General features: G+C 69.1%; 17 protein-coding genes. 10 read left to right on the plus strand and 7 right to left on the minus strand.

Annotation, left to right across the window (positions count from 1 at the left end):
- Positions 1-45: 45 nt before the first annotated feature.
- From lpdA to TR33_RS14905, 4 genes are all read right to left on the minus strand, one after another.
- Positions 46-1,422, minus strand: coding sequence for a dihydrolipoyl dehydrogenase (gene lpdA, locus TR33_RS14890; RefSeq protein WP_014912445.1), 1,377 nt, complete (start codon positions 1,420-1,422; stop codon positions 46-48).
- A 136-nt stretch (positions 1,423-1,558) separates the two neighbouring features.
- The gene (locus TR33_RS14895; RefSeq protein ID WP_017535104.1) at positions 1,559-3,067 is read right to left on the minus strand and encodes a leucyl aminopeptidase; all 1,509 of its coding nucleotides are present in this window, start codon (positions 3,065-3,067) and stop codon (positions 1,559-1,561) included.
- A 332-nt stretch (positions 3,068-3,399) separates the two neighbouring features.
- Entirely contained in the window at positions 3,400-4,191 is a 792-nt protein-coding gene (locus TR33_RS14900) for an adenosylcobinamide-GDP ribazoletransferase (protein ID WP_042283747.1), read from the minus strand.
- Positions 4,188-5,180 carry a bifunctional adenosylcobinamide kinase/adenosylcobinamide-phosphate guanylyltransferase gene (locus tag TR33_RS14905; protein WP_014912380.1) on the minus strand — a complete coding sequence of 331 codons (993 nt, stop codon included), beginning with the start codon at positions 5,178-5,180 and terminating at the stop codon, positions 4,188-4,190. The genes TR33_RS14900 and TR33_RS14905 overlap by 4 nt, the downstream gene beginning before the upstream one ends.
- A gap of 208 nt (positions 5,181-5,388) precedes the next feature.
- Here TR33_RS14905 and TR33_RS14910 point away from each other — a divergent pair, with 208 nt between their 5' ends.
- Complete coding sequence (locus tag TR33_RS14910; RefSeq protein ID WP_042283748.1) at positions 5,389-5,595, plus strand: hypothetical protein; 207 nt, start codon at positions 5,389-5,391, stop codon at positions 5,593-5,595.
- A gap of 74 nt (positions 5,596-5,669) precedes the next feature.
- Here the strand turns inward: TR33_RS14910 and TR33_RS14915 are convergent, their stop codons facing one another.
- Both TR33_RS14915 and TR33_RS14920 read right to left on the minus strand, forming a co-directional pair.
- Positions 5,670-6,677, minus strand: coding sequence for an aldo/keto reductase family protein (locus tag TR33_RS14915; protein WP_014911618.1), 1,008 nt, complete (start codon positions 6,675-6,677; stop codon positions 5,670-5,672).
- A gap of 147 nt (positions 6,678-6,824) precedes the next feature.
- Positions 6,825-7,496, minus strand: coding sequence for a DUF3043 domain-containing protein (locus TR33_RS14920; protein WP_014913529.1), 672 nt, complete (start codon positions 7,494-7,496; stop codon positions 6,825-6,827).
- Between the two features lie 96 nt (positions 7,497-7,592).
- On the opposite strand from TR33_RS14920, the gene TR33_RS14925 reads away from it, so the two are divergent.
- From TR33_RS14925 to rpsD, 7 genes are all read left to right on the plus strand, one after another.
- The gene (locus TR33_RS14925) at positions 7,593-8,360 is read left to right on the plus strand and encodes a PspA/IM30 family protein (protein WP_014908714.1); all 768 of its coding nucleotides are present in this window, start codon (positions 7,593-7,595) and stop codon (positions 8,358-8,360) included.
- A complete protein-coding gene (pspAA, locus tag TR33_RS14930) occupies positions 8,357-8,635 on the plus strand; it encodes a PspA-associated protein PspAA (protein WP_014912099.1) in 279 nt (92 codons plus the stop codon). Before TR33_RS14925 ends, pspAA begins: the two co-directional genes overlap by 4 nt.
- Positions 8,636-8,878: 243 nt before the next feature.
- Positions 8,879-9,805, plus strand: a complete 927-nt coding sequence (gene htpX / locus TR33_RS14935) for a zinc metalloprotease HtpX (protein WP_014912929.1) — start codon at positions 8,879-8,881, stop codon at positions 9,803-9,805.
- 94 nt (positions 9,806-9,899) lie between these two features.
- On the plus strand, positions 9,900-10,508 hold the full coding sequence (gene pspAB / locus TR33_RS14940) for a PspA-associated protein PspAB (protein ID WP_017535107.1): 609 nt from the start codon (positions 9,900-9,902) through the stop codon (positions 10,506-10,508).
- A 531-nt stretch (positions 10,509-11,039) separates the two neighbouring features.
- Complete coding sequence (locus TR33_RS14945; RefSeq protein ID WP_014911982.1) at positions 11,040-11,390, plus strand: HesB/IscA family protein; 351 nt, start codon at positions 11,040-11,042, stop codon at positions 11,388-11,390.
- 242 nt (positions 11,391-11,632) lie between these two features.
- Complete coding sequence (locus TR33_RS14950; RefSeq protein ID WP_017535108.1) at positions 11,633-12,604, plus strand: carbohydrate kinase family protein; 972 nt, start codon at positions 11,633-11,635, stop codon at positions 12,602-12,604.
- A gap of 286 nt (positions 12,605-12,890) precedes the next feature.
- Positions 12,891-13,502: a 30S ribosomal protein S4 gene (gene rpsD, locus TR33_RS14955; RefSeq protein ID WP_014911417.1), complete on the plus strand. Its 612-nt coding sequence runs from the start codon at positions 12,891-12,893 to the stop codon at positions 13,500-13,502.
- 231 nt (positions 13,503-13,733) lie between these two features.
- Here the strand turns inward: rpsD and TR33_RS14960 are convergent, their stop codons facing one another.
- Positions 13,734-13,991 (minus strand): sulfurtransferase TusA family protein, encoded by a 258-nt coding sequence (locus tag TR33_RS14960; protein ID WP_014911562.1) that lies wholly within the window; start codon positions 13,989-13,991, stop codon positions 13,734-13,736.
- A gap of 401 nt (positions 13,992-14,392) precedes the next feature.
- Between TR33_RS14960 and ctaC the strand changes: the two genes are divergently transcribed.
- Both ctaC and ctaD read left to right on the plus strand, forming a co-directional pair.
- Positions 14,393-15,343 (plus strand): aa3-type cytochrome oxidase subunit II, encoded by a 951-nt coding sequence (ctaC, locus tag TR33_RS14965; protein WP_435794668.1) that lies wholly within the window; start codon positions 14,393-14,395, stop codon positions 15,341-15,343.
- On the plus strand, positions 15,343-17,019 hold the full coding sequence (gene ctaD, locus TR33_RS14970; RefSeq protein ID WP_017535110.1) for an aa3-type cytochrome oxidase subunit I: 1,677 nt from the start codon (positions 15,343-15,345) through the stop codon (positions 17,017-17,019). Before ctaC ends, ctaD begins: the two co-directional genes overlap by 1 nt.
- Positions 17,020-17,027: the final 8 nt, after the last annotated feature.

The raw sequence follows: 17,027 nt of genomic DNA on the forward strand, positions 1-17,027 counted from the left end.
ATGTGTGCGGGGGCGGGCCCTGGAGCCCGCCCCCTGGTGAAGCGATCAGTCGTGGACGTGGAGGGGCTTGCCCGCCAGCGCGAGGTGCGCCTCGCCCAACGCCTCCGACTGGCTCGGGTGCGGGTGGATCAGCTGGGCCACCTCGGAGGGCAGGGCCTCCCAGTTGTAGATCAGCTGTCCCTCGGCGATGAGCTCGCCGACGCGGCTGCCGACCATGTGGACGCCCAGAACGGGGCCGTCCTTCTCGGCGATGACCTTGACCGCGCCCTGGGTCTGCAGGATCTGGCTCTTGCCGTTACCCGCGAGGTTGTAGTTCATCTCGACGACGTCGTAACCGCGCTCCTTGGCGACCTGGGTGGTCAGACCGACGGAGGCGACCTCGGGCTCACAGTAGGTGACCCGGGGGACGCCGTCGTAGTCGATCGCCGGCGGGTTCTGCCCGGCGATCTGCTCGGCGACGAAGATGCCCTCGGCGAAGCCGACGTGGGCCAGCTGGAGGGTCGGGATCAGGTCGCCGACGGCGTAGATGTTCCCGACACCGGTGTGCAGGTTCTCGTCGACCTTGACGAAGCCGCGGTCGAGGGTGATGCCCTGCTCCTCGTAGCCCAGGCCCTCGGAGACCGGGCCGCGGCCGATGGCGACCAGCAGGACCTCGGCCTCCAGGGTCTTGCCGCCCTGGAGGGTGACGACCACGCCGGAGTCGGTGGTCTTGACCGACTCGAAGGGGGTGCCCAGCTCGGCCTTGATCTTCCGCTTGCGGAAGGCCCGCTCCAGCAGCTTGGAGCTGGACTCCTCCTCGACGGGGACCAGGTGCTTGAGGGCCTCGACGATGGTGACGTCGGCGCCGTAGGAGCGCCACACGCTGGCGAACTCCACACCGATCACACCGCCGCCCAGGACGATGACGGACTCGGGGACGCGGTTCAGGCCGAGGGCCTGGTCGCTGGTCATGACCTTGTCGCCGTCGATCTCCAGGCCCAGGGTCTTGGGCTTGGAGCCGGTCGCCAGGAGGATGTTCTTCCCCTTGTAGACCTTGCCGTCGACGGTCACCTCGTCCTTGCCGGTGAGCTTGCCCTCACCCTCGACGACGGTGATCTTGCGGGACTTGATCAGCCCGCTCAGGCCCTTGTGCAGGCCACCGATGACCTTGTCCTTGTACTTGTGGACGGCCTCGATGTCGATGCCCTCGAAGGAGGCCTTGACGCCGAAGTTCTCGCTCTCCTTGGCGGAGTCGGCGACCTCGGCCGAGTGCAGGAGGGCCTTGGTGGGGATGCAGCCGCGGTGCAGGCAGGTGCCGCCGAGCTTGTCTTTCTCGATCAGGACGACGCTCATGTCCAGCTCGGCCGCGCGCAGCGCCGCCGCGTAGCCGCCACTGCCGCCGCCAAGGACGACGAGGTCGAAGGTACCGCCGCTCTCACTCACGGGAACGAACTCCTAAATCAGGTGGCTGATGGTGGTGGGTACCACGGTCGGTCGAGGTCGGGGACGCCCGGACACCGAATCCGTGGTGGGCCGAGGCGGGCGGCGCCGAAGGCTCGATCGGCGCCGCCCCGGACGACTACTTGCCCGCGTAGTCCTCGGCGATGCGGACGAGGGTGCGGGTACCCGCACCCGTGGCGCCCTTGGGGGTATAGCCGTGCGGGCCGCCCTGGTTGAAGGAGGGCCCGGCGACGTCGAGGTGGGCCCACTTGTTGCCCTCCTCGATGAACTCCTGGAGGAAGAGACCGGCGGACAGCATGCCGCCTCCGGTCGCGTTCGAGATGTTCGCGATGTCGGCGATCGCGGAGTCGAGCCCGGAGCGCATCTCGCTCGGGAGCGGCATCGGCCAGGAGGCCTCGCCCTCGGCGGTGGCCGAGGAGACGATCTCCTCGCGGACGGTGTCGTCGTTGGACATGACCGCGAAGACGCGGGAGCCCAGGGCGACGATCTGCGCGCCCGTGAGGGTGGCGATGTCCACGACCAGGTCCGGCTCGTCCTCCTGAGCGCGGACCAGGGCGTCGGCCATGACCAGACGGCCCTCGGCGTCGGTGTTGAGGACCTCGACGGTCTTGCCGCCGTAGATGCTCAGCACGTCGGAGGGGCGCTGGGCGGTGCCGCTGGGCATGTTCTCGGCGACGGCCAGGTAGCCGACGACGTTCACCTTCAGGCCCAGGGCGGCGATGGCGCGCAGAGCGGAGAGCACCGAGGCGGCGCCGCTCATGTCGGACTTCATCCAGTCCATCGAGCCCGCGGGCTTGAGGGACAGACCGCCGGAGTCGAAGGTGATGCCCTTACCGACGAAGGCGACCTTCTTGGTGGCCTCGGGGTGGCTGTAGGCCAGCCGGACCAGACGGGGCGGGTTCACCGAACCCTGACCGACGCCGGTCAGACCGCCGTAGCCGCCCTCGGCCAGGGCGCGCTCGTCCAGGACCTCGATCTCCAGGCCGGCCTGTTCGGCGACCTGCTGCGCGACCGAGGCCAGGTCCTCGGGGACCAGGTCGGCCGGGGCGGTGTTGACGAGGTCGCGGGTGAGGGAGACGGCGTCGGCCAGGACACCGGCGCGCTCGGCGGCCTCGGCGGCGCCGTCGGCCTCGCTGATCAGGGTCAGCGTGGTCTCGGTGTCCTTGGCGGCCTTCTCACCGGTGCGGTAGCGGTCGAAGGAGTAGGAACCGAGTCGGGCACCCAGGGCCACGGCGCCGACCTGGTCGGCGGTGGTGGCGGGCAGGGCCAGGACGACACGGCCCGCGCCCTCGGGGCGCGAGCTCAGCGAACGCAGCGCGGCGCCGGCCGCGCGGGACAGCGCGTCGGTGTCGACGGAGCCGTCGGCGGACGCCGGGCCGAGACCGACCGCGACGACGACCGGGGCCTGGACGGCCCCGAGGGAGGCAAGGGTGTGCACCTCCTCGAGGGCGCCGCTCGCTCCCAGGAGCGACAGGGTCGTGCCGAGGCCACCGGAGAAGGCGGCGTCGACGGTATGAGCGCCCGATGCGGGCTCCGGGGCGTCGCCTCCGGAGTGGTAACCGACGACAACGGCGTCGGCGTCGAGCGAACTGGGGGACTCCGTGTTTACTGACAACGTCGTGCTCACGTCCCCGATGCTAGTCCTCCCTGTGCCCCGGCGGCGACGTGGCGCCCCGTGGGGCCGACGGGCCCGGTGCGGCCCATGGCGACCCCGGGCGACGTGGACCGCCCCTTGGTGGGGTGGGGCCCGGCCGCGTGATGAGGGGCCTGTGGTCGCTGGTGGGGGGTGTCGTGCGGGTTCCGGCACGTGAGGGCGCGTTGCCCATGGCGAACCGCTGTGAAACTCCGTGTGAAAAAATGTGATGATGGCTACATTGGGTTCCGGGACGGGTTACCGGCCGGTAGGAAAGCCCTGGTGGCGCTCTCGGGTGATCAGGGGCACCCTCGGTCCCACGTCGATCACAGATGGGAGGCGACCGCGACCATCACCAGGAGGGCCGTCGTGACGGCGGTCTCGACCAGAGCGCCCAGGACGTCCCCGGTGATACCGCCCAGCCGCAGCACCGCGTGCCACAGCACGAGACCGGCCGCGACGAGGCCGACCACGACCCCGGCCGCACAGGCCAACGCGAACCCGGGGGAGTGGAACAGGCCCAGAGCGCACACCGCCACCAGACCCAGGGAACAGACCAGGGCCGCCGGAGGACGCACGGTCCCGGCCACGAAGGCGCCCAACCCGTCCGGACGGGCCGAGGGGACCCCGCGCAGACACGCCAGCGTCGCCGCCGTCCGACCGGCCGCACCCGCCACCAGGGCCCCCACCACCGCCGCCCAAGGGGAGAGTTCGGCCAACCCCGCCAGGGCCAGGACCTGGGCGCCCACCGCGACCAACAGGGTCAGCACCCCGAACGGGCCGATATCGGAACGACGCATCACCTCCAGTGAACGCTCGGCCGAACGCCCACTCCCCAGACCGTCGGCCAGGTCCGCCAGACCGTCCAGATGCAGTCCCCGGGTCGCCAACGCGCCCAGACCGGTCGCGAGCAGGGCGGACAACGGCGCCGACCAGCCCAGCCACAGACCGGCCGCGGTGGCCGCGCCGATCAGCGCGCCCAGAGCCCCGCCCAGGACAGGGGCCCAACGCATCGCCCAGCCGGCCACCGCGCGATCGACCCGCTCCACCCGGACCGGCCAGACGGTGAACGTGCCCACCGCCATCCGCGCGCCCGCCACGGCGTCGGAGACGCTCATCGAAGCTCCACCACGCGTCCGGCCACGGTCAGGACCACGTCCTCGGACTCGGCCCCGGCCCACTGGTTCAGCAGCCCCAGGTGGTCCTGGAAGAGGCGTCCGGCCCTGGTCGCAGGCACGACCCCCGAGCCCACCTCGTTGGTCACCGCCACCACGTAGGCCGACGTGGCGCGCCAGGCCTCCAACAGCTCGTGGACGGCGGCCTCCACACGCTCCTCCGCGTCCCGGGGCGGCTCCTCCTCCCACAGACCGCATTCGCCCATCACCCAGGTGAGCCAGGTGCCCAGACAATCGACCAGGACGGCGCCCCGCTCCCGACGCAACAGCCCGGCCAGGTCGGTGGTCCGCTCGGTCCGCCACCACCAGGGACGCCGCTCGATGTGGCGGGCGACCCGCGCGGCCCACTCGGGATCGACCTCCGGATCGGCGGCGGGGCCGGTCGCCGCGTACACCACCGTCGGTTCGGCCAACAGTCGCAGCTCGGCCTCGGTCGACTTGCCCGAACGGGCGCCCCCGGTCACCAGCGTCCGATGCGGTCCTCGCGGTCGGGGCTCGGGCCACACCGACGGCGGACAGGTCATCACGGTGCCGTCGCCCGGAGCCAGAGCGCCCCACAGGCGGGCGCGCCGGGCGAACTCCTCGGGAGAACGGACCCGATGGTCGCCGCCGACCGCCACCACCGCCGTGGTCACGCCGATCACCCCCGAGCGGCGCAGCTCGCCGATGACCTCCGGGCGCTGTACGGCGTCCACGATGACCATGTCCACCTGCTGCTCCGGGGCGGAGGAATAGGTGGAGGACGCGTCGGAAGGGGCCTCGGCCGGCGGAGCCTCCGGAGCCGGACCCGGTCCGGAACGGGCGTACAGCAGACGGCCGCCGTCGGGCGCCTCCACCAGCACTCCGTGCGAGGTGGACGTGACCGTGTAACCGGGCGGCACCGGTCCCGCGGTGCCGGAGTCCCGGATCCGGAACCGGTCGTCGACGGTCACCCTCAGCGGCAGACGGCGTTCCGCGTGGGCCTTGTTGCAAGAGGAACAGGTGCACTGCGGCGCCGGCCAGCCCGCTTGTCCCGCTGTCCCCAGAAATCGGATACGCACCCGAAAGAGTAAACAGCATCTCGGGCCAAGGCTTGGTTAAGCTCGGCCACGGGATCTCGACGAGTGTCCCCGTGGAACCGGCGACGAAGGGCGGTCGAACATGGCATGGACATGGCGGTACCACGAGGCCGGTGGTGCTCCGGTGGAGACGACGAGCCTGCCCGAGGAGTCGTTCACCTCGCGTGGCGACGCCGAGAGCTGGCTGGGTGAGAACTGGTCCGAGCTGGCCGAGGCCGGCGTGGGCACGGTCGCCCTCCTGGAGGAGGACCGCGAGGTCTACACGATGCCCCTGGGCGCCGAGGACTGACGAGGACCCTCCCCCCGGACACGGCGGGGCCCGGCGGTCGTCACGACCGCCGGGCCCCGATACGTTCGGCCCCTCTAGAGGAGACGGACGTTCTCCGGGCTCTTGGTGAGCTCCGGGTCGCGCTGGACGCTGTCGCCGAGGATCTCGTCGATCCGGCTCATGAGCGCGGGGTCGAGACGGACCCCGGCCGCGCGGACGTTGCTCTCCACCTGCTCGGGCCGGGAGGCGCCGATGATCGCGGCGGACACGTTGGCGTTCTGGAGGACCCAGGCCACGGCGAGCTGGGAGAGGGTGAGACCGGCCTCGGCCGCCAGCGGCTCCAGCAGCTGGACCCGCTCCAGCAGGACCCGGTCCGAGACCTTGTCGGCGAGGAACTTCTCGCTCTTGGGATCACTGGCCCGCGAACCGGCGGGGAGCTCCGCGCCCGGCTTGTACTTGCCGGTCAGGACGCCGCCGGCGATCGGGGACCACACGATCTGACCGATGCCCTCGCGCTCGGAGAGCGGGACGACCTCCGACTCGATGACCCGCCAGAGCATGTTGTACTGCGGCTGGCTGGAGACGATCCGGTCGAAGCCCATCTCGTCCGCGATCCTCAGGGCCCGCTCGATCTCCTCGGCACGCCACTCCGAGACGCCGATGTAGAGGGCCTTGCCCTGCCGGACCAGGTCCTCGAAGGCCCGCATCGTCTCTTCGAGCGGGGTGGTGTGGTCGAACCGGTGCGCCTGGTACAGGTCCAGGTAGTCGGTACCCAGACGGCGCAGGGAGTCCTCGCAGCCGCGGATGATGTGCTTGCGGGACAGGCCCTTGTCGTTCTTCCCGTCGCCCATGGGCCAGAAGACCTTGGAGAAGATCTCCAGACCGTCGCGCCGCTCGCCCTTCAGAGCGCGACCGAGGACCTCCTCGGCCTTGCCCCGGGCGTAGACGTCGGCGGTGTCGAAGGTGGTGATGCCCGCGTCGAGCGCCGCGCGGACGCAGGAGACGGCGGTGTCCTCCTCCACCTGGGAACCGTGGGTGATCCAGTTCCCGTAGGCGATCTCGCTGATGATCAGGCCGGTGCTGCCCAGATGCCGAAATTCCATGTCGAGCACTCTAGTCGGCGGGGCCCGGAACGGGCGGTGGCGACCCTGGCTGGAGGGAGCGCTCCCAACGGACGTCGAGAGTGAGGGGCCGGCACGGGAACCGGCCCCGCTCACATCGGACGTACGGGGATGGGGAGGTGGTGGTGCTCAGCGCGCGCTCTTCGGGGTGGGGTCCTCGCCCACCTTGACGCGCGGCTTGGGCAGACGCAGACGACGGAACTGGAGCTGGCGCATCGCGGCGTACATGCCGATGCCCCGCAGCAGCTCGTCGTTGGGGAAGTACTCGGTGGCGCGCTTCTTCACGGTGCGGCCCACGAGGACGCCCTCGGCGATGATCGTGACCATCATCAGAGGCCAGATCACGTACGCGACCCCCACCTGGAAGGTCGGGTTGTTCACGAAGAGCAGCAGGATGATCAGGATCGAGAACGGCAGGAAGAACTCGCTGGCGCTGCGGCGCGAATCGATGAAGTCGCGGGCGTAGGCGCGGGCCGGGCTCAGGTCCTGGGGTCGGAAGTGACGGGCGTCCTCACCTTTCGGTGCGCCGGGAACGGAACGCGCGACGCCTTTGGAACGTTGGCGATCGAGACGGTCCCGGTAGGCGCGGTAGGCCTCCTTCCGTGTCTCGGGGGCCTTCACCGGTCGGCGCGGGGAGGTTTCGGATTCCCTGCGCTTAGGGGTGGGCACACCCTTCTTGGGGGTATATCCCTTAGGTTGGGTGGCCTCAGAGGCCTCAGGGCTGGCGGATTCGGCGGAGGCCGAATCCGTGGCTGCGGAAGCGGAGCGACGTCGGAACACACCCTCAGGGTAGCCGGTCATAGCTTTATGGCGACCGCGGGCCAGACCGCGTAGGGTTGGGCAAAGCGCCCGCTGGGAACAGCCGATGTACGCACCGAGAAGGGGACGGCCACGCCAATGAGCGTGTTTCAGCGACTTTCGATGATCTTCAAGTCCAAGGCCAACAAGGCCTTGGACTCCGTCGAGGACCCCAGGGAGACCCTCGACTACTCGTACCAGAAACAGCTCGAACTGCTGCAGAAGGTGCGTCGCGGTGTCGCCGACGTCGCGACCTCCCGCAAGCGGGTCGAGCTCCAGATCCAGCAGCTCGAACAGCAGTCCTCCAAGCTGGAGAACCAGAGCCGGGCCGCCCTGACCCAGGGGCGTGAGGACCTCGCCCGCGAGGCCCTCACCCGTCGCTCCGGTCTGACCGGTCAGATCGAGGGCCTGCGCGAGCAGCACGCCAACCTCCAGGGCGAGGAGCAGAAGCTCACGATGGCCGCCCAGCGCCTACAGGCGAAGGTCGACGCCTTCCGTACGCGCAAGGAGACCATCAAGGCGACCTACACCGCCGCCCAGGCCCAGACGCAGATCAGCGAGGCCTTCTCGGGTATCTCCGAGGAGATGGGCGACGTCGGCATGGCCGTGCAGCGCGCGGAGGACAAGACCGCCGAGATGCAGGCTCGCGCCGGCGCGGTCGACGAGCTGCTGGCCTCCGGAGCCCTCGACGACGTCACGGGCACCGGCCCCAAGGACGACATCCAGAGCGAGCTGGACCGTATGGCCAGCACCACCGGCGTCGAGGCCGAGCTGGAGCGCATGAAGCTCGAACTGGGCGGTGGCGGTTCCTCCACCCCGCAGCAGATCGAGGGTGGCAACGGTTCGGGTAACCGGGAGGGCCAGTGATCGTCCGCATCATGGGTGAGGGTCAGGTGGACCTGACCGACGCCGACCTGGACCTGCTCAACTCCTTCGACGCCGCCCTCGAGGAGGCGATCGAGTCCGGGGACGAGGACAGGTTCCGCAAGGCCCTGCACGACCTTCTGGAGCGGGTGCGCGAGGACGGCAGGCCCCTGCCTCCGGACTCCCTGGAGCCCTCCGAGTTCATCCTGCCGCACGCTGAGGCGGGCATGGACGAGGTGCGCAAGATGCTTCAGGACGACGGGCTCATCCCGGGCTGAACGTCCCCCTCGGGCCGTCACCTCCCGTCCGGGTGAGCCCCCGAATCAGACGCGGACCCCGGTCCGGGGTATCGCGTCCGGTGCCTGCGCGCGCTTTCTCCATCGCGGCCGCCGTGATCCCTCACGGTGGCCGCGACGTGTGTCACGGAACACGGAGGCGTGGGAACACGCGGTGACCCGCTTTAACCCGATTCTCACCTGCGCGAACTACACTCCGAACCACGCATCGGGGGAGGAAACGCCGTGGCAGGTTCGAAATTCCGTCCGGACCGGGGGCTGACCGCCCGGATGGTCATGACCATGTTCCTTCTGGTCCTGGTCTACGTCGCCTTCATCGTCGGTCTGGTCCTGGCGGGGCTCAACATCTGGCTCGTGATCGTCCTCGTCGCCGCCTTCGCGCTCTTCTCCTACTTCTCCTCCGACAAGATCGCCATGTTCTCGATGGGGGCCAAGGAGGTCACCCCTCAGCAGGCGCCCGAACTGCACGCTCTGGTCGACCGGCTGTGCGCCATGGCCGACATGCCCAAACCGCGGGTGGGCATCGCCGACACCGACGTGCCCAACGCCTTCGCCACCGGACACAACGAGAAGTCCGCCGTCATCTGCGTGACCACCGGTCTGATGCGCCGCCTGGAGGGGCCCGAGCTGGAGGCGGTCCTCGCCCACGAGCTCTCCCACGTCGCCCACCGCGACGTCACGGTCATGACCATCGCCGGTTTCCTCGGCATCGTCGCGGGCTTCCTCACCCAGGCCGGACTGCGTTTCGCGATGTTCGCCGGTCCCGCCGGCGGCCGCGGCAACAACAACGGTCCGGCCCCCGCGGTGGTCGCCCTGTTGGTGGTCCTGGTGAGCGCCGTGGCCTGGGCGTTGAGCTTCCTGCTCACCCGGGCCCTGTCCCGCTACCGTGAGTTGTCCGCCGACCGTGCCGCCGCCTACCTCACCGGGCGCCCCTCGATGCTGGGCAGCGCGCTGTCCAAGATCACCGGGGACATGGCCCGCATCCCGACCCGGGACCTGCGTCAGGTCGAGCCCTTCAACGCCTTCTTCTTCGCCCCGGCCTTCGCGAAGAAGGGGTTCAGCATGAACCAGCTGATCGCCACCCACCCCCCGGTCGAACAGCGCCTGGCCCAGCTCTCCGACATCTCCCGACAGCTCGGTCGAGGGGCCTGACGGGGCTCGGGCCCATCCGGCCCCGTTCCCTCCGGGACGGTGTCCACGACGCCTCCGGCTCCTCCGGACGGCACTCTCACCCGGAAAGGACATCATGAGCTTCTGGCGTTCACTTCTGGGGCGCTCCAAGCCGGTCCAACCCGACCTGGACGCGCTCTTCGGTCTGCCCTCGGCGGCCCTGACGCTGCGCGCCGGGGCGGGGCTGACCCCGACCGGAACGGGGTCGGTGGCCTTCCGCGCGGCCGAGGGGGCGGCCTTCGCCGACGTCGAACGCGACGTCACCGCCCTGTTGGACGCCGGTGACGGACCCCCGGTCGAACAGCGCACCGACGACTACGGCTACACCTGGCTGGTGGTGCGGGGCGGTGCTCCGACGGAGGGCGGGGAGTCCGGAGGGGAGCTCGTGGACACCGACATCACGGGCCTGGTCACCGATCTGCACGCGGTCAACTCCACGCTGGAGGCCAACGGCTACGGTCCCTCGCTGTTGTGCTCCCTGGTGGGGTTCGGCGACGGCTCCGGGCGCCGGGTCGGGCTGGTCTACCTCTACAAGCGCGGCACCTTCTATCCCTTCGCCCCGGCGGGAGGTCAGCGGCGCGACAACGCGCTGGAACTCCAGGTGGAGGCGGCGTTGGGGGACGATCTGCCGATGGAGCGGGACCGTTCGCGTTGGTTCCCGGTCTACGGGGCCCCGGGACTCTGATGCGCCCCACCCGACTCTTTTATTTCGCGATGCGAGAGAAGATGTTCGTTATGCGAATTTTCTGCCCTTAGACCCTGGCGGAACGAGGATGTGAGGCCGCACACTGGATCCACGTGTGTCAGGCCCGTTCCGGGGCCCGACGCCCCTCGGCGCCCTCGTGCGACCACCGGGGCGCCGACCCCGGAACACGGCCCCGCCCCGGCCCTCACCCGGGACGGGGCCGAGGCCGACCACCAGGTCGCGGGGGTGGACCGGTCGAGAACGGGATGCTCCGGGACGGACGTTCGTGGAGATGGCATCGGGGCCGGGGACAAATTACCCTGGTGTTCACGGGCACATCCGTACGTCGTCGAGGGCACGGACGCACCGTGCGCCGCGGCGGCGGGGCGAACACGGCGGTCGGAAGGTGGAATGCTCCACCGGGCCCCGGTGTTGGCACCCGTTGAGGAGGACAGGACCCTTCGGGGTCCGCCTCGCCGACGACCGAGGGCGCCAGGCGGCCGCAACCCCTTTCCAGAGGAGCTTTACAACATGACGGTTCAGACCGAGGACACCGCGCAGGGAGTCATCCTGACCGACGAGGCGGCCGACAAGGTCCGCTCCCTCCTGGACCAGGAGGGCCGTGACGACCTGCGCCTGCGTGTGGGCGTCCAGCCCGGGGGTTGCTCGGGGCTGCGCTACCAGCTCTACTTCGACGAGCGCGACCTCGACGGCGACATCATCGCCGACTTCAACGGGGTCCAGGTCGTCACCGACCGCAAGAGCGCCGCCTACCTGACCGGGGCCACCATCGACTTCGTCGACACCATCGAGAAGCAGGGCTTCACCATCGACAACCCGATGGCCACCGGCTCTTGCGCCTGCGGCGACTCCTTCAACTGAGCGTTCCCACGGGCCGCGCGGCGGCCGGTGGACCCGGGGTGGGCGGACGTGTCGACACGTCCGCCCACCCCTCCCGTTTCCGGGGAAGGACGGGGAGAGGTCCCGAACGCCCGAGGATTGGGGGCACGGTGCTCTGGGTACCCTTGGCAGGTCCGAACGGGCACGTCCTCGCCCGTCCTCGACGGCTCGGTCGGCTCGTCCCGAGCGTCACACCCCTTCCCCTAGCAAGGAGACAACGTCCCGTGCGTATCGCGGTTGCCGGATCCATCGCCACCGACCACCTCATGTCCTTCGAGGGCAGGTTCGCCGAGCAGATCATCCCCGAGCAGATCCAGCAGTTGTCCCTCTCCTTCCTCATCGACGAGCTCGACGTACGCCGCGGCGGCGTCGCGGCCAACATCTGCTTCGGCCTGGGCGGGTTCGGTCTGAACCCGGTCCTTGTCGGCGCCGCGGGGGAGGACTTCGAGGACTACCGGGCCTGGCTCGACCGCCACGGCGTCGACACCTCCGCCGTCCGTATCTCCGAGATCCGCCACACGGCCCGGTTCGTCTGCACCACCGACCGCGACCAGAACCAGATCGCCTCCTTCTACGCGGGCGCCATGGCCGAGGCCCGCAACATCGAGATCCAGCCGATCGCGGACCGTCTCGGCGGACTCGACCTGGTGTTGATCGGCGCCGACGACCCGGCCGCCATGGTCCGGCACAGCGAGGAGTGCCGGACGCGCGGCATCCCCTTCGCCGCCGACCCCTCCCAGCAGCTCGCCCGGATGGAGGGCCCGCAGGTGCGCGGCCTCATCGAGGGCGCCTCCTTCCTGTTCTCCAACGAGTACGAGAAGGCTCTGGCAGAGCAGAAGACCGAGTGGTCGGACGCCGAGATCCTGTCCAAGGTCGGCACCCGTATCACTACGCTGGGCCCCAAGGGCGCGCGGATCGACCGTGAGGGCGAGCCCTCCATTCAGGTTCCGGCCGCCGCCGTGGACGAACTGGTCGACCCCACCGGCATGGGCGACGCCTTCCGCGCCGGCTTCCTGGCCGCCCACTCCTGGGGGCTGTCCCTGGAGCGCGCCGCGCAGGTCGGCAACGCCACCGCCGTGCACTGCCTGGAGGCCGACGGCCCGCAGGAGTACACGCTCACCGCGGCCTCCCTGCTGGAGCGCGTCGAGCGTTCCTACGGCTCCGAGGCCGCCGACGAGGTGCGTCCCCACCTGTGACCGGCGTGGCCGCCCCGACCCGAGAACCCCGTCTCTGGTCGGGGTGGTGCCCCGGACCCCGTAGAGTGGATGGCCGTGACCCGTGCGGGGAGACCCGCACCGCCCCGGTGCGCTGAAACGCGTGCCGGTTCATTCGCCCGAGCCGTCCGTGCAGGGTCGCGCACGACGGTGGGGAACCCGCCCTGAACGCCCGTCCGACGGGCGCGGGGCCCGGGCGCGTCCAGCGCCTCCCAGATCTAGGCAAGCCTTACCTGGGATTCCCTGATTCACCCTGAAAGGACTATGCATGCGCTACACCGGACCGAAGGTGCGGTTGTCCCGGCGCGCCGGCACCCCGCTGACCCGTAAGGCGGTCAGCTACTTCGAGAAGCGTCCGTACCCGCCCGGTGAGCACGGCCGTCGTGTTCGTCGCAACAGCAGCGACTTCGCCGTCCGTCAGGCGGAGAAGCAGAAGGTGCGCTGGTACTACGACCTGACCGAGAAGCAGCTCGTCCGCGTCTACGAGAACTCCAAGAAGCGCGCCGGTCGTACCGGTGAGGAGATGCTCGCCGAGCTGGAGCTGCGTCTGGCCACGGTCGTCCTGCGCGCCGGTCTGGCCGCGTCGATCTACGCCGCCCGTCAGTTCGTGAACCACGGCCACATCACCGTGGACGGCAAGAAGGTCGACATCCCGTCGTACCAGGTCAAGCCGGGCCAGATCATCGGTGTTCGGGAGAAGTCCCGCAACATGGTGCCGTTCGTCGAGGCCGCCGAGGGCGTCCACGCCGACGACAAGATCGCCGGTTACCTCGCCGTCAGCCACAAGGACCTGCGCGTCGCGGTCATCGACCGCCCCAAGCGCGAGCAGATCCCGGTGCCCTTCGACGAGCAGCTCGTCGTCGAGTTCTACGCTCGCTAGAACACCTGCCACGTCGTGGGTCGGAACTCTTTCTCGGAGCCCGGCCCCCTCGTGGACGAGGCCGCGCGGACCCAGGTCCGCGCGGCCTTCGCCTTGCCCGTGGCCGCCGCCGGATCCCCTCCGGCCCGGCCGCGGACGTGTCACGCCACTCCCGAAGAAAGGGATGGCGGGGATCGTTATCGCAATGGAACCGAAACCCCGACCTCCGGTCCTGGGCACACCATCGAGTGGTCAGTACATCCTGCGGATGTGAAAAGCACTACCCCGATCCAGGGGGTGCTCGGCGACGAACTCGTGCATCTTCATCCGGCACCATGCCGGTATGTCCGCACTCGCGGCCGGGTCGTCCGCGGTGACCGCGATGACCGCCCCGATAGGCACTTCGTGCAGTCGGGCGGCCAGCATGATGATCGGGATCGGGCACTTTCGGCCCACCGCCTCCACGGTGACCCGAGGCCCCTGACCGATCGGTCGCTCGGACACTTCCACCCCCGTTGGTTGTCGTCCCGTGTCCTGATCTTGACCTGGGGTGCGCGAAAAGGCGCACCCGGTTAAGGGTGCCGTAAATCCAGCGATACGCTCGCCTTAGTCTCGAGCCGAGTACGCGCGCATCACCGCCGGAGGCGGGGTGCACGGGTCTCGACCCGAGGGCCCGGGGGAACGCCGGGCCGCGCCTCGCAGCCAGCCGGAGGATGTCCCTCGGGGGCGGCCTGGCCCGGCTCCGCGAGGGATGTCGAGCGTTCCGCGAGGGCTCGTCTGGCAACACGCTGACCAGGCAAGCCCATGAACGGCACGTCGAACGGTTCGCGATAATGTTTCCCCCTGACAAGCTTTGGATACTTAGGCCGCCCGTGGAGGATCCACGGGCTTCACCGCTGGGAAGGCAATCCGTGAGTCCGACCCGCCAAAAAAATCGGCGCTCAACACTGCGCCGATGGGCACCACGCGGCGCCGCGCTCGCCGTGCTGGGGCTGGCCGCGACCGGCTGCGCGTCGAACGATCTCGCTCGTTTGGGCATGCCGGAGCCGATCACCGAGCAGGCCGAGCGTGTTCTCTCGCTCTGGCAGGGCTCGTGGGTCGCTGCTTTCGCGGTCGGCATTCTCGTGTGGGGACTGTTCATCTGGACGATCCTCTTCCACCGCAAGCGCTCTGAGCAGTTGCCGCCGCAGGTGCGGTACAACATGCCCATCGAAGCGCTCTACACCGTGCTGCCGATCGTCATCATCTCGGTGCTCTTCTTCTTCACCGCGCGAGACCAGGCCTACCTGCTCGACACCGAAGAGCCCGCCGACGTCCACGTTGAGGTCGTGGCCTTCCAATGGGCCTGGCAGTTCAACTACATGGACGACACCAAGGAGAACGGTGGCGAGGTGCTCTTCTCCGAGGTTGGTATCCCCAACCCGGACGGCACCACCGACCCCGAGACCCAGACGACCCTCGTGCTTCCCGAGGACTCCGTCGTCCACTTCGACCTCTACTCTCCCGACGTCATCCACTCGTTCTGGATCCCGGCGTTCGGTTTCAAGATGGACGTCGTCCCCGGTCGCGACAACTCCTTCCAGGTCAACCTGAACGAGGGCACCGCGGACACCTACATCGGACGTTGTGCCGAGCTGTGCGGCGTGGACCACACCCGCATGCTCTTCAACGTCGAGGTCCTGCCTCAGGACGAGTACGAGGCCTGGGCCGCCGAACAGCAGCAGGCTGCGGCGGACGAGGCCGAGCAGCGGCAGGCCGCCGCTGACGAGGCGTCCGAGGCTCAGGGCGCCGAGGACACCGAGGCGGAAGACACCGAGGCGCAGGACGCCGAGGAGAATGACGCCGAGGAGAATGACGAGTAATGACCACGACGACCACCGACGCACCGCGTACCGACGGTCAGGCACCGTCGCGTAAGGGTTCGATCATCGTCAACTGGTTGACGTCGACCGACCACAAGGTCATCGGGTACATGTACCTGATCACCTCGTTCGCGTTCTTCCTCATCGGCGGCGTGATGGCGCTGCTGATGCGTCTGGAACTGTTCGCACCGGGCAAGCAGATCATGTCCAACGAACTGTTCAACCAGATGTTCACGATGCACGGCACCATCATGCTGCTGATGTTCGCGACCCCGCTCTTCATCGGGTTCTCGAACATCCTCATGCCGTTGCAGATCGGCGCCCCCGATGTGGCCTTCCCCAGGATCAACCTGTTCGGCTACTACCTGTACCTGTTCGGCAGCCTCATCGCCGTCAGCGGCTTCCTGACCCCGGGCGGCGCCGCCAGCTTCGGCTGGTTCGCCTACACCCCGCTGTCCGACGCGGTCCGTTCCCCGGGCCTGGGCGGCGACCTGTGGATCCTGGGCCTGGCCGTGTCCGGTCTGGGCACGATCCTCGGCGCGGTCAACTTCATCACCACCGGTCTGTGCATGCGCGCGCCCGGTATGACGATGTTCCGCATGCCGATCTTCACCTGGAACACCCTGCTCACCAGCGTTCTGGTGCTGCTGGCCTTCCCGGTCCTGACCGCCGCGCTGATCGCCCTGGGCGCCGACCGCATCGTCGGTACACAGGTCTTCAACGCCGAACACGGTGGCGCCATCCTGTGGCAGCACCTGTTCTGGTTCTTCGGCCACCCCGAGGTGTACATCATCGCCCTGCCGTTCTTCGGCATCGCGACGGAGATCCTGCCGGTGTTCAGCCGCAAGCCGATCTTCGGTTACAAGAGCCTCGTGGCCGCCACCATCGCCATCGCGGGTCTGTCGATCACCGTGTGGGCGCACCACATGTTCCCGACCGGTGCCGTGCTGCTGCCGTTCTTCTCCTTCATGACGTTCCTCATCGCGGTCCCGACCGGTGTGAAGTTCTTCAACTGGATCGGCACGATGTGGCGGGGGCAGCTCACCTTCGAGACGCCGATGCTGTTCACGATCGGCTTCCTGGTCACCTTCCTCTTCGGTGGTCTGACCGGTGTGCTCCTGGCCTCTCCGCCCATCGACTTCCACGTCACCGACTCCTACTTCGTGGTGGCGCACTTCCACTACGTCGTGTTCGGCACCGTGGTGTTCGCGATGTTCGCGGGCTTCTACTTCTGGTGGCCCAAGTTCACCGGAAAGATGCTCAACGAGAAGCTGGGCAAGTTCCACTTCTGGCTGCTCTTCCTGGGCTTCCACGGCACCTTCCTGGTGCAGCACTGGCTGGGCGCCGCGGGCTTCCCGCGTCGCTACGCCGACTACCTGCCCACCGACGGCTTCACCGAGCTGAACCAGATCTCCTCGATCTCGTCCTTCGTGCTCGCCGCCTCGACGCTCATCTTCTTCTGGAACATGTACATCACCGCGAAGAAGGCGCCGATGGTCAACGTGGACGACCCGTGGGGCTACGGCTGCTCGCTGGAATGGGCCACCTCGTGCCCGCCGCCGCGACACAACTTCACGTCGCTGCCGCGGATCCGGTCCGAGCGTCCGGCCTTCGACCTCAACCACCCGCACGCCGCGGCACCCGGTGCCGTCGCCGCGGGCGCCGAGAAGAAGTAGGGGCGGCC

Source organism: Nocardiopsis alba (assembly GCF_000710955.1).
Classification (GTDB): Bacteria; Actinomycetota; Actinomycetes; order Streptosporangiales; family Streptosporangiaceae; genus Nocardiopsis; species Nocardiopsis alba.